The sequence below is a fragment of the Geobacillus sp. BK01 genome (assembly GCF_052220245.1).
In the GTDB taxonomy this organism is placed as follows: Bacteria; Bacillota; Bacilli; order Bacillales; family Anoxybacillaceae; genus Geobacillus.
In genome coordinates this window covers 263,361-275,507 of the sequence record NZ_JBQPTH010000001.1, presented here as the reverse complement: position 1 = coordinate 275,507, position 12,147 = coordinate 263,361, and the positions used below count along the sequence as shown (strand labels likewise).

Here is a 12,147-nt window from a genome sequence, read left to right as displayed (position 1 = left end):
AATCGAGCCTCTTGCGTTTTTTACGCCATTTTAAGCGTTGCCAAAAACAGACCGAGGGCGTCCCGATAAATTTGCCCAAATTGCGAGAGTGGCAATGGATTGACTCCTTCGCCGAGCTCGACCGTATAGCCGCGCCGCTTCCACGTCTGAATGAACCAATCACGATAGCCGGCATGGCTGTCGATATAGCGGACAGCCTTGTATCCGCTTGCTTCCGCCATCGCGTTGACGGTCTTTTCCGCTTCTGGAGGCTCCAATCCTTCATATCCCCAATAAATTTCTTTCCCTTGTGTATGAAATGCGACAACCATCGCAAAATCGCTTGCTTCCGCCAACGCCGCCATGGCCTTCACCTCCGGCTCGGTGAGCGGGGCAAAGCCGGGGAAATCACGTGGCGCCGGCGCCTTTGGGGGTTTGCGCGCCTGTTCAATTTCCCAACGGGCAGGAAATTGGTTGTTTAAATCAATGCCGCGGATGTTCGCCTTCCATTGCGAAAAATCGAACGAGCCGCCGTTGATGCGGACGGCTTCGCTCCGGTGCGGCTCCTTTTCGGGCGGGCCGTTCAGCACAAGGTTGACGCCATCCGGGTTGACCATCGGCACGATCGAAAGGGTGACTTTATGGTAATACTCAAGCACCCGATGGCCGGCAAGCACGGCATCATCGACAAGCGCTCGTAAATAATCATCAATGAGCGCCATTAACACCGCGGTCGTCAGCCATTCGTTAGCGTGGAACGATCCGTTCATATGGACACGTACGGGCCCGCGTCCGATTTGCAGCTCGATAAGCGGCAACCCGAGTACGCTATGGCCGATCGTCCGCTGGCGCACAAACGGGTAGCAGCGGATAATAGCCGCGATATCTTCGGCAAGGGCGGCAAAATCGTATGGCTGGGCACGGCGAACGATCGGAGACATGATCCGCTTTGGCAGCGGCGCCGTTCCATTGACGACTGCCATCGCCCCCGGCAACCGCCGCAGCGTCTCAACGGGCAGCGCCAGGCAGCCGGCGAGTGCTTCCCATGTATCCATCATCTCATAGCCCGGGATGGCGACCGTCTGTCCCGGGCGCAGCGTTCCCTTTTCGACGTGCGGATTGGCGTCTGCGATTAACTCGGTCGGCACGCGAAACCATCGTCCATACTTCTCAAACGTATCGCCTGGCCATGCTTGCATGTGCATGCGCCTTCTCCCCTTCCCATTCTTCTATCTTCAACATATGTCACGAGACGCCAAAAAATGAAAGCAACGGCTGGCCGCCATCTGGCAGCCAGCCGTTGTTGTTTATGCACTAGCGAGCACCTTAGCTAGCCAGGCGCCGCCGATGACGCCGGCATCGTTGCCAAGCGTCGCCAAGGCGATCTCCGCCCCGTCGGCGACACGCGGAAAAGCGTAGCGGCGGAAATGGGCGGCAACACGCTCAACGAGTATGTCGCCTGCTTTCGAGACGCCGCCGCCGATGATGATTTTCTCCGGGTTGGTTACATTGGCGGCGTTCGCCAACGCCAAGCCAAGATAGTGCGTCACTTCGTCAACGACTTCAAGGGCGAGCGCATCGCCCGCTTTAGCGGCATCAAACACGGCTTTGGCGGTGACCTCCCCGCCGCGCAGCGCGCTTAGCCGCTCGTCGGCCGCTAGTTTTTCGTTGGCGATCCGCACGATGCCGGTCGCTGACGCGATCGTTTCAAGGCAGCCGGTTTTGCCGCAATTGCACGGTGCACCGCCGTCAACGATCATCGTCATATGTCCAATTTCCCCGCCGGCGCCGTTCGTCCCACGCACGATGGCGCCGTTGGCGATCACTCCCCCACCGACGCCGGTGCCGAGCGTCACAAACAGCAAGTGGGGGGCGCCGCCCCCGGCTCCTTTCCACATTTCGCCGAGCGCAGCGATATTGGCGTCGTTATCCACAGCGACCGGCAGCGCTGTCGCCGCTTCCAACTGTTGTTTCAAAGGGTAATTTTTCCACCCTAAATTGACGGCCTCATACAGCGTTCCGGTTTCCTCTTGCACCGGCCCGGGAGCACCGATGCCGATGGCGAGCAACCGTTCCTTCGTCTCGCCAAGCCGGGCAAGCGTCTCGTCAAGCGACCGGGCAATATGGGTGACGATATGTTTTCCTTGATTTGAGATATCTGTCGGTATTTCCCATTTGTGCACGATGATGCCGTCCGTTGTCATGAACGCCATTTTGGTCGTCGTGCCGCCAAGATCCACACCTACCAACCATTGTTGCATTTCGTCCTCATCCTTTTTTCGCTTGTTTGTCCCGCTCGATTTGTGCCTCGTGCCGCAAAATCAGCAAAGCGGCCTGCAGCTGTTTGACATCGATCAGCTGGGATTCGTACAGTTCTTTCACTTCCTCTTCCATCAGCTCTAAATCGGCGAGCCGGTCGCCGACATAAATGATCGTACCAAACTGTTTGAGCAGCTGTTGCACATCATATACGGTCTTCATCGTCCTCTAAGCTCCTTTTCCCTCTTCTAATGTAGCGGCAAACAACGGCGGCCGTCAAGGCAAAAAAACGCAGGCGCTGATGGAAACAGCACCTGCGTTAGCGGTCGGGGTCGCGCGGATGAAGAACGGCCGGCCGCCGGTTTTTCAACGGTATCGGCGAACGGATGAGCACATCGCGCATCCCCCGGTAAGAAAACGGAATGAACGGCCATAAATACGGAATGCCAAACGACGACATCCGGGCCAAGGCGATGATCCAAACGGTAATGCCGAGCACATAGCCAAACAGGCCGAACAAGCCGGATAAGATAAGCAAAGCGATGCGGACAAGCCTGTTTGCCAAACTCATTTCATAGCTCGGCGTTGCAAACGTGCCGATGGCAGCGACAGAAAAATATAAAATCACCTCATTGGAAAAAAGACCGACTTCCACCGCAATGCCACCGATCATAAGCGCGGCGACGAGACCAAGCGCAGTGGCCAGCGAAGATGGGGTATGAATGGCAGCCATCCGCAGCATATCCATCCCAACCTCAATCATAAAAAGTTGGGCAAAGAGTGGAATATCGCCTAATTTCGCCTTTCCTAAAAATTGCAGGGGCCCCGGCAGCAGCTCCGGCTCTGTCATGAACAAGTACCAAAGCGGCAGCAAAAACACTGACGCCCAGACAGCTAAAAAACGGACAAGCCGCAAATACGCTCCAACGATCGGCTTGTTCCGGTATTCTTCGGCATGCTGCAGATGATGCCAAAACGTCGCCGGAGTAATAATCACGCTTGGCGACCCGTCCACAATGACAAGCACATGCCCTTCGTACAAATGGGCAGCCGCCGTATCAGGGCGTTCTGTATAGCGGACGACCGGGTACGGGTTCCAATGCCGTCCGGAAATAAACTCCTCAACCGTTTTTTCCGCCATCACGAGCCCGTCCGTATCAATGGCGGCGATCGACTGACGGACACGGCGGACGAGTTCCGGATCGGCGATTTCCTCGATATAGCAAATGCAAATGTCCGTTTTTGAACGCCGTGCCACCTGCACATACTCCATGCGTAGCGACGGATCCCGGACACGGCGGCGGATGAGCGCGGTGTTAAAGACGAACGTCTCGACAAAGCCATCGCGCGCTCCGCGCACAACCCGTTCAGTATCCGGTTCTTGCGGTCCGCGCACTGGGTAAGTGCGGGCATCGATCAAAATGATTCGTTCGATCCCATCCACAACGAGTGCTGTCGGCCCGGCAAGCACCGCGGCGACCGCTTCCTCGAGATCGTCCGTTTGCCCAATTTCAATGTAAGGAAGATGCGTCTTTAACAGCTTCTCGAGTGGATGAGCTTTGAGCTCATGTTCTTCAAGGCGGGATAAATATTTCATTAAATGGTGCAAAATATCGTCTTTGACAAATCCATCGATCATAAACAACGCCATTGCCCGACCGCCATACTCAAGGTCAAGGCGAATAACATCAAAACTTTTGCCGACTCCGAGCCGTTTAGCCAAGTAAGCCGCATTGTCGTGGAGGCGGCGGGAAGCCGGCTGTTTTGGCGCGCGTTTGTCCATCATCATCCCCCTGCGTATCGTTCACTGTATACTCCCCATCATAGACAACCGAAAGGAAATTCATACATAAATGTTCCTTTCCATGCATATATTGGTGAAAACCTTGTCCAATCCAGGAGGATGTCATGAAAAGATGGGTGATAATTGCCGCGCTGCTTGCCGCCATCATGGCCGCCGCGGCTTCGCTCTTCTCATGGTGGGAGCGCCATCGCACCGTCGAAACGATCAAATTTTTCCCACTCGACCACGAAGCAGCATTCATCGAAGCAAACACGACGCTTGTGCCCAAAGCCAAAAAAGGACGAGAGCGCTATGCGCTGCGCTGGTCAGCCGCCTCCACTTTAAATCGTTCCGCCTATTTGCGCCAAGACGTCTCTCTGTTGTTTGCCGACGGCCGGTTAGTCGATGTGTTATCCAAATGGGAAACAGATGTAGATGTAATCCGAATGGGGAAGACAGTGATGGCGCATGACAGCCGTTTTTTCCAAGCGATTACGTTCCATCACGGTGAACTGCATAAAGGGGAAAGCATTACGAGCAGCCAGACGATGTCAAGTACGTACTTGTATGTCATCGACTCGCCGTACTATCCGTTCACGTCGTTCCGGCGTCCGAAAACAGACGCTGAACGCGAATGGCAGCGCGTCTTAAACAAGGCGGCCAACGAATTTCTCCGTCATAAAGCGGACGAATTGCTCGCTTACTTTTCCTTGTCGAAAGACGACTATTACGCCCTTTACTTGCCAGAATTAGTTGCCTATACAGAACAGCCGCTGCCCGGCTTGTCAACAGCAAAAACACAAACCATCATCGGCCGCCTATGGGAAGGGCTGTACAAATCGTATATTCTCGGCATAAAAAAAGAGGATGGTTCCATCCTCCCGCCGGCCGGCAGCACGATGCCGCTCATTTTAATTCAAAAAGATTATCGTCGAATCTTTATCTTGCTCGAGGCGAAAAATGGCGAAAAAGTGATGCTCATCCAAGTTCCTTAACGAAAGCCGAACCATAAACCGGCGGCGGCCAGCAGCGCGGCAGCAGCCAACGCCTTGACCTGCCGCCCCCGGGCGGTGCGCTTCGGCAAATGGACAGCGCCCGCCGCTAAAAAGCCGCCGACCAGCCCCCCGATATGGCCAGCGTTATCGATGCCAGGGACAAGCAGGCCAAACAGCAAGTTCACAACGATTAAGCTGATGACGTTCATGCCGATCGTGCGAAAAAACAAGTGCCGATATACCGTGCCGAAATAAAGAAGCGCCCCAAACAATCCGAAAATGGCGCCGGACGCCCCGGCGGAGATAGACGGGGTAAACAAAAAACTCGCCAACGTCCCAAAAAAGCCGGCTGTTGTATAAATGAGCAAAAATCGAAACGAACCGTACAATCGCTCAACCGTCATCCCCAAATAATACAAAGCGAATGTATTGGTCAACAAATGTAAAAACCCGATATGCAAAAACATCGGCGTCAAAAAGCGCCACCACTCTCCCATTTCAATGAGCGGATTAAACTTAGCGCCATAACGGATTAAGACGTCCGGGTTCGTGCTGCCGCCGCTCCATTCGAGAATGAGAAACATGGCGACTTGCACCATGATCAACAGCCGGGTAAACACCGGCTTGCCATATTCAAAAATGCGCCGTTCTTCCTCCCGTTGGCGGCGCCATTCCGTTAGCACCTCGTGCTTTAACCGCCTAGCAGCGGCAAGCGGATCGGATCCTTCCAAGGACGGCAGCGGAATGAGCGTGGCGCCAGTCATGTCCTCAAGCCGCGGGAGCATCTCGCCTATGTTGCCGCTATGAATCACAAGCGTATGGAACGCACCATCACCTGTCCCTGAAAGCGGCAGCGGTTCGTTGATGAGAAACTCCCAGTCATCCACCGGCGGATACGCCATCACATATACATTGACGACCCGCCCCCCGTTGCCGATTTTTCGCCCGTTCATTTGCCGAATGAATTGCCACGTATACTCCATATCAAGGCGCAGCGACCGGCTCCAATCAAAATCGGCACGCGCCAGACGGATAAGAGTCGGACGCCGCCAGTGGGCCGATTCAAGCCATATTTCATCGCCGCGCTCGGACACCCGCGCGATGCGGTAACCGCCGCGGAGTAAAAGATGAACAAGCTGCCAAAACAATGCATCCATCGTTCCGATCACATTCCCCTCTCCCTTTTCCTGACGAGACCAAGTCCACCGAGCAGCAAGGCGGCCAATTCGCCGACCGTCCGGCAAACAGGGACAGACGAACCAACGGGAGCCGGTTGCCGCGGCCGAAAATATACAGCCTCCCAACCAGCGCTAAGCGCGCCCTCTACATCCAATTTCCACGAGTCGCCAACATATACCGGCTGCTTAGATGGCTGCCTGTCTCCGGCGTAATGAAAAATCGCTGCCGCCGGCTTTTCATATCCGACTTCTTCGGAAATAACGACCGCATCGCTGCGGAAAAAGACGTGAAGGCCGCAGGCGGTCAGTTTGCGCCGCTGAATGACGCCGCTGCCGTTCGTAATAACACCTAGCGGCACGTTTGCCGCGCGCAATTGACAAAGCAAGCCGGTTATGCCCGGCAAAGCAACAGCAAATCGGCTGACTGCCTCATCAAAATAAGCGTGAAACCGGTCGGCCATCTCCTCGTCTGCTTCAATTTGGCAAGCGCGCGCCGCATCGAGAAAGCGAAGCCGGCGGTAAGCGCGCCGCGTCAACGTCCCGGCTTCGTAGTCGTCCCAATACCGGTCACATGCCTCTTTAAAAATCGGAAACCAAACGGAAAACGAAACGGGAGCGGCCGAAAAAAAGCGATGAAAACAATGACGGATGGCGGCGTGAAACGTCCGCTCATAGTCGATAAGTGTCTCATCCAAATCAAACCAAACGGCTTCCCACCGTTTCATCGTTGCCTCACGTGCGCAACATTTGCGAAACGAGAGCGCCGCGTACTGCAGGAATGTTGAGCGCAAACCGGATGAGCTGTTTTCGCAGCGGCGGAACGCGCAACGCCCAGTCGGCCATCCGGTAACGGTAACGGTAGGCAAGCCAGCCGGCGGCAATGGCCAATAGCGAGTACGACCATTTGTTCATTGGTGTTCCCCTTTCATCATATGATATGCTCGTTATTCTTTTTCCCTTTTTCTCTCCAATTATGAAGCGGATTGGTCAGCGTGCCAACACGAACGCAGCGGCAAGCACCGCACCGGCGATCGACAAAGCGTTGACCGCATCGTTATCAAGCCAGCGCCATCCTTTTACATGGATCGTCGTTCGTCCGCAATGCCATTTCCGCTCTGTAGCTGCCCCACATGCCGGACAGCGGTAAACGGATTGCCAGGCGGCGCCAAGCCATGTGTCCAACCAGCTGCCAAGCCAGCCGAACAGCGCAAGGGCTGACACCGGAGCAGCGTCAAGGAAGTGCGCGCCGGCGGCGGCGATCAATAGCGCCCCGGCAAGGGAAGCGGCCGTGCCAAGGAGCGTCACCGCCCCCGACGTGCCGGCTTCCACCGGCCGGAAACTCGGCCATGCCCGCGGCGGCCGTCGGCTCAAGGAGCCGATTTCCGACGCCCACGTGTCGGCGTTCGCTGCGGCGACAGCGACAACGAAAAGTGCATGCCAGGCAGGGTCAGGGCGAAACAACGCCAACAGCGCCAAAACGGCCGGCACCCCGCCGTTGGCGAACACTTGGACGGCATCACGCCCCCCGCTTTTCGCCAATTTTTCCGCCATCGCTGCTTTTTTCCGCTTCCCAACGTTGCTAAAGGCGCTGGAACTGGCAAAAAAGAGTCCGAACACCCATAATCCGCCCCAAGAAAAACCGCACCCGACCAGCGTGCCGATGACAACGGCTGCCGCCGCCCCTGAGGCGGACAGCGACCGCGACAACCATCCGCCGCCAGCCGCGATGGCCGAAACAGCAGCATACCCCCATTCATCGCCCACAATGAATGACTCCTTGATCGGTAATGATAAACCCTACCGGCACATCATGCTCCTCGACCGGAATATCGTCTACAACTTGAAACGAATAAGCAAGTGCCGCCGTCACTGCCGCACTCCCCGGCAAATATCGGTCGTAATACCCGCCCCCATAACCGATTCGGTAGCCGTTTTTGGTGAAACATACCCCCGGAACGATAATGAGATCAAACTCATCACGGCCGATTGCCACTGTTTGTTCTTCGATCGGCTCGAGCAGTCCGGCATACGCTTTCTCTAGTTGAGTGAACGACTGAATTTGCCGGAACGTCATCGTTTTCGTCAGCGGATTGCATTTTGGCACACCAACTTTTTTTCCTTCCCGCCAAGCTTGTTCGATGATCGGCACAGTATCCACTTCTGTCTCTCTCGCCACCGTGATGGCGATCACTTGCGCCTTTTGCCATTGCGGCCACTCGTATAAATACGCAGCGATTCGCCGGTCGTATGCCTGCTTTTCAGCACGTGAAAGGTGTCGAAGACGATCAAGCATACGACGGCGCAGTTCCCGTTTGTCATCCATCGTTCTCCCTCCTTCAACATAAAGACAAAAGCAGCAGGAATGACCTTCCTACTGCTTACTTCGTTTCGCGGTGCAACGTAACTTTGCGGTCCCGCGGGCAATATTTTTTCAGTTCGAGACGCTCTGGATTGTTGCGTTTATTTTTGGACGAAATGTAATTGCGTTCGCCACATTCCGTGCATGCCAATGTAATGTTCACGCGCATCTTTTTTCCCTCCAAACGTGCTTTATATAATCAGACCTTTCTATGATAGCATTTTTTCGCGGTGATTTCCACCTCTAAATTTCATCTTTTTCAATAAGACCGGCCACAAACATAGATCGATATGATATAGTGAAAGGGGGAGGGATGGACGATGGTAGAATACGCAATCATCGCTTTGGCAGCCTTATCAATTGTTTTGCTCATCATCTCGTTTTTTGCCAAAGACGAACTAAAACCGCTCGAAGAACAAATCGACCAGTTGACCGTTTCGTTGGCACAAGAAACGTACCAAATGAAAAAGCGACTGCAAGTCATCGAAGAGGAGCTGCTCATCCCCGAGCGCCGACGGCCGGCTTCACCCCGCCGCGGCGGAGCATTGTCGCCCACTGATCGGCGCGTCTTGTTTTTACATAAACAAGGGTTTCCGCTCGATGAAATCGCGCAAGAAACCGGCTTGACCGTTCCCGAAGTCGAGCGGGCCATAAGGAGATTGCAGCGATGAGAAAGCGGACGATGCGTTCTTTCGCCTTCGGCCTGCTTGTTTCGACGTCGCTCATCGGCACCGCATATTACACGTCCCCGCCGGCCGCACCGACCGAAACGGACGTCGAGGCGTTTCTTGAACAACATGGACTCGTCGCCGTCGCCAAGGACGAATACGACAAGCTCCTAAACGCCCAGTCGAAAGCACCGGCCGAACAACCGTCCAAGCAATCGGTGCAAACCGTTTATGTGTATCGCCTTGTCATTGAAAAAGGAGACACGCCAGAGGCGTTTGCCAAAGAGCTTGAGGCGGCCGGCATCATCCAAAGCGCTCGATCATTCAATGATTACTTGAAACAGCATGGGCTGACGCGTTCGATCCGCCCCGGTACTTACAACGTGCGCAGCGATATGGATTTTGCGGCAATCAGCCGCCTGATTGCCCGCCCATCATGAGACGAAAGGAGGCATCCACCAGGACGCCTCCTTAGTTTAGATCGTCAGTCGTTCAAATCGTAATGCTTCCCTTTGACAAGGTAAACGAGATGCTCGGCAATGTTGGTCGCATGATCCGCCATCCGCTCAATATACCGGGCGACAAGGGCAAGCACGTTCATTTGCGCCAGCGCCCCTTTATCTGTTTTCTCCATCTCAAGCAACGATCTCATCATCTCCCCATACTGCTCATCCACCCGGTGGTCCATATCGGCAATTTTTGCAGCCAGCGACGCATCTTCCTGATCGTACGCCGTCATGGCCGCTGATACCATGTCTGCCGCCAATTGATGCATCGATACTAGCGGACGGATATCCATGACAAACGGCTCGCCGCCGATACGGACGCACGCCTTGGCGATATTAACGGCAAAATCGGCGATCCGCTCGATATCGCTCGCGATTTTGATTGCGGCGATGACGCGGCGCAAATCGGTCGCGACCGGCTGCTGTTTCGCAATGAGCCACAACGCGAAGTCGTTCACTTCTTCTTCGAGCTTGTCAATGAAACCGTCTCCGTCAATGACGGCCATCGCCAAATGTTTGTTTTGCGTTTGAAACGCGTCAATCGCCTGTTGCAGCGCCACTTCCGTTAACCGCCCCATCTCGATCAGCTTGTCGTGCAGCGCCCGTAAATCATCAGCAAACTTTTCACGCATTCCAGGCTTGCCTCCTTTGTTTTTTATCCGAAACGGCCGGTAATGTAATCTTCTGTACGCCGGTCGGCCGGATTGGAAAACAACTTGTTCGTCTCCGCATATTCAATCACTTCCCCGTTCAAGAAAAACGCCGTTTTGTCGGAAATGCGGGCCGCCTGCTGCATGTTATGGGTCACGATAATGATGCTGTATTGTTTTTTCAACTCTTGAATAAGCTCCTCAATTTTCAACGTCGAAATCGGGTCGAGCGCCGACGTCGGCTCATCCATTAAAATAACGTCCGGCTCAATCGCCAAACAGCGGGCGATGCACAATCGCTGCTGCTGCCCGCCTGATAAACCGTAGGCATGATCGCGAAGCCGGTCTTTCACCTCATCCCAAAGCGCCGCCCCGCGCAAACTTTTTTCGACAATATCATCGAGCACTTTTTTATTGCGGATGCCATGAATGCGGGGACCGTACGCAATATTGTCGTAAATCGACTTCGGGAACGGATTCGGCTTTTGAAACACCATGCCGACTTGTGTTCGCAGTTGTTCAACCGGGTAGGACGGATCAAAAATGTTGCGTCCGCGGTAGGCGAGCTGGCCGGCAACGCGAACATTCGGCACGAGTTCGACCATTCGGTTCAACGTTTTAATATAAGTCGATTTTCCGCACCCTGACGGCCCGATAATCGCCGTCACCTCATTTTCATAAATCGTTAAATGAATGTGCTTCAGCGCATGATGTTCACCGTACCATAAGTTTAAATCTTTTGTCTCGTATACAACGCCTTTTGCCGTAACGTCCTCGGCCGTCGGCGTTGCCGCAGCCGATTCGACCAACGGCGAAAGCTTCGTTTCCTTTGTCTTTGTTGCCATCATCTGATCGGTCTCCTTTCGCTCTTTCCCGGATTTTTACGTTAAAATCGCTTTTGAAACTTGTTGCGAATCAATACCGCGACCGAATTCATCAAAATTAAAAAGACGAGCAAGACGACAATCCCGGCAGCCGCCACATGCTGAAACTCCTCTTGCGGCCGTCCTGTCCAGTTGTAAATTTGCAGCGGCATGACAGTAAACGTATCGAGCACGCTGCTTGGCAAATAGGCGATAAACGTCGGGATGCCGAGCACCACAAGCGGGGCTGTCTCCCCAATGGCGCGGGAAAGCGCCAAAATGGCCCCCGTCAGCATCCCCGGCAGCGCCGCCGGCAGCACTACCCGGCAAATCGTTTGCCATTTCGTCGCCCCCATGGCATACGAAGCCTCTCTCAATTGCTGGGGAACTGCACGGATCGCTTCTTGGGCTGCGACGACGATCACCGGAAGAACGAGCAAGCTCATCGTCAACCCGGCCGCCAAGATGCTGCGTCCGAGCCCAAGCTCACGGACAAAAACCGTGAGCCCCAACAAGCCGAACACGATCGACGGCACGCCAGCTAAATTGGAAATATTCGTTTGGATAAACGCGGTGAAGCGGTTTTTGCGCGCATATTCTTCCAAGTAAATTGCCGTCCCGACTCCTAAAATAAAGGAAACCGGTGCGACAATCATCATCAGCCAAAGGGAACCAACCAGTCCGGATTTAATCCCAGCTTCCTCCGGACGGCGCGAAGGAAAGCTGTTTAAGAAATCGCCATCGAGCCAGCCGATCGCCTGAATGATGACGCGGGATAATAATAACGCGAGAACAATGAGTCCAAAAATCGTAGCAACAAAAAAAATGGCTTGCAAGACGGCGTTTTGCGCCAGCCTTCCTTTCATTCGCTTCCAAACGAGCGGTTTGTCCAACTTGTTTTCCATGG

16 protein-coding genes are annotated in these 12,147 nt (G+C 54.5%); 3 read left to right on the top strand and 13 right to left on the bottom strand.

Going from position 1 to position 12,147, the window contains the following annotated elements; all coding sequences use genetic code 11:
* Positions 1-20: 20 nt before the first annotated feature.
* From ACTVDO_RS01425 to ACTVDO_RS01410, 4 genes are all read right to left on the bottom strand, one after another.
* Positions 21-1,184 carry a M14 family metallopeptidase gene (locus tag ACTVDO_RS01425; RefSeq protein WP_020960574.1) on the bottom strand — a complete coding sequence of 388 codons (1,164 nt, stop codon included), beginning with the start codon at positions 1,182-1,184 and terminating at the stop codon, positions 21-23.
* A gap of 102 nt (positions 1,185-1,286) precedes the next feature.
* Positions 1,287-2,240 (bottom strand): ROK family glucokinase, encoded by a 954-nt coding sequence (locus ACTVDO_RS01420; RefSeq protein WP_020960575.1) that lies wholly within the window; start codon positions 2,238-2,240, stop codon positions 1,287-1,289.
* 7 nt (positions 2,241-2,247) lie between these two features.
* Positions 2,248-2,460, bottom strand: coding sequence for a YqgQ family protein (locus tag ACTVDO_RS01415; protein ID WP_020960576.1), 213 nt, complete (start codon positions 2,458-2,460; stop codon positions 2,248-2,250).
* Positions 2,461-2,557: 97 nt separating this feature from the next.
* A complete protein-coding gene (locus ACTVDO_RS01410; protein ID WP_020960577.1) occupies positions 2,558-4,021 on the bottom strand; it encodes a spore germination protein in 1,464 nt (487 codons plus the stop codon).
* A 125-nt stretch (positions 4,022-4,146) separates the two neighbouring features.
* On the opposite strand from ACTVDO_RS01410, the gene ACTVDO_RS01405 reads away from it, so the two are divergent.
* On the top strand, positions 4,147-5,016 hold the full coding sequence (locus ACTVDO_RS01405; protein ID WP_020960578.1) for a hypothetical protein: 870 nt from the start codon (positions 4,147-4,149) through the stop codon (positions 5,014-5,016).
* Here ACTVDO_RS01405 and ACTVDO_RS01400 read toward each other — a convergent pair.
* From ACTVDO_RS01400 to rpmG, 6 genes are all read right to left on the bottom strand, one after another.
* The gene (locus tag ACTVDO_RS01400; RefSeq protein WP_041267965.1) at positions 5,013-6,173 is read right to left on the bottom strand and encodes a rhomboid family intramembrane serine protease; all 1,161 of its coding nucleotides are present in this window, start codon (positions 6,171-6,173) and stop codon (positions 5,013-5,015) included. The two genes, ACTVDO_RS01405 and ACTVDO_RS01400, sit on opposite strands and share 4 nt — an antisense overlap.
* 8 nt (positions 6,174-6,181) lie before the next feature.
* On the bottom strand, positions 6,182-6,919 hold the full coding sequence (locus tag ACTVDO_RS01395) for an HAD family hydrolase (RefSeq protein ID WP_442900900.1): 738 nt from the start codon (positions 6,917-6,919) through the stop codon (positions 6,182-6,184).
* 7 nt (positions 6,920-6,926) lie between these two features.
* Positions 6,927-7,106: a hypothetical protein gene (locus tag ACTVDO_RS01390; RefSeq protein ID WP_020960581.1), complete on the bottom strand. Its 180-nt coding sequence runs from the start codon at positions 7,104-7,106 to the stop codon at positions 6,927-6,929.
* 75 nt (positions 7,107-7,181) lie between these two features.
* Positions 7,182-7,958: a DUF92 domain-containing protein gene (locus tag ACTVDO_RS01385; RefSeq protein ID WP_020960582.1), complete on the bottom strand. Its 777-nt coding sequence runs from the start codon at positions 7,956-7,958 to the stop codon at positions 7,182-7,184.
* Positions 7,948-8,517 carry a 5-formyltetrahydrofolate cyclo-ligase gene (locus tag ACTVDO_RS01380; RefSeq protein WP_020960583.1) on the bottom strand — a complete coding sequence of 190 codons (570 nt, stop codon included), beginning with the start codon at positions 8,515-8,517 and terminating at the stop codon, positions 7,948-7,950. Before ACTVDO_RS01380 ends, ACTVDO_RS01385 begins: the two co-directional genes overlap by 11 nt.
* 55 nt (positions 8,518-8,572) lie before the next feature.
* Complete coding sequence (gene rpmG / locus ACTVDO_RS01375; RefSeq protein WP_008879868.1) at positions 8,573-8,722, bottom strand: 50S ribosomal protein L33; 150 nt, start codon at positions 8,720-8,722, stop codon at positions 8,573-8,575.
* A 151-nt stretch (positions 8,723-8,873) separates the two neighbouring features.
* On the opposite strand from rpmG, the gene ACTVDO_RS01370 reads away from it, so the two are divergent.
* A complete protein-coding gene (locus tag ACTVDO_RS01370) occupies positions 8,874-9,224 on the top strand; it encodes a sigma factor-like helix-turn-helix DNA-binding protein (protein ID WP_020960584.1) in 351 nt (116 codons plus the stop codon).
* Complete coding sequence (locus tag ACTVDO_RS01365; RefSeq protein WP_020960585.1) at positions 9,221-9,661, top strand: endolytic transglycosylase MltG; 441 nt, start codon at positions 9,221-9,223, stop codon at positions 9,659-9,661. The genes ACTVDO_RS01370 and ACTVDO_RS01365 overlap by 4 nt, the downstream gene beginning before the upstream one ends.
* Before the next feature lie 44 nt (positions 9,662-9,705).
* Here ACTVDO_RS01365 and phoU read toward each other — a convergent pair whose 3' ends face one another.
* From phoU to pstA, 3 genes are read right to left on the bottom strand one after another with little or no spacing between them, the layout of a single operon-like run.
* Positions 9,706-10,359, bottom strand: coding sequence for a phosphate signaling complex protein PhoU (gene phoU, locus ACTVDO_RS01360; protein WP_020960586.1), 654 nt, complete (start codon positions 10,357-10,359; stop codon positions 9,706-9,708).
* Positions 10,360-10,382: 23 nt separating this feature from the next.
* Positions 10,383-11,225, bottom strand: coding sequence for a phosphate ABC transporter ATP-binding protein PstB (gene pstB, locus ACTVDO_RS01355; protein WP_020960587.1), 843 nt, complete (start codon positions 11,223-11,225; stop codon positions 10,383-10,385).
* A 38-nt stretch (positions 11,226-11,263) separates the two neighbouring features.
* Positions 11,264-12,145 carry a phosphate ABC transporter permease PstA gene (gene pstA, locus ACTVDO_RS01350; protein WP_020960588.1) on the bottom strand — a complete coding sequence of 294 codons (882 nt, stop codon included), beginning with the start codon at positions 12,143-12,145 and terminating at the stop codon, positions 11,264-11,266.
* Positions 12,146-12,147: the final 2 nt, after the last annotated feature.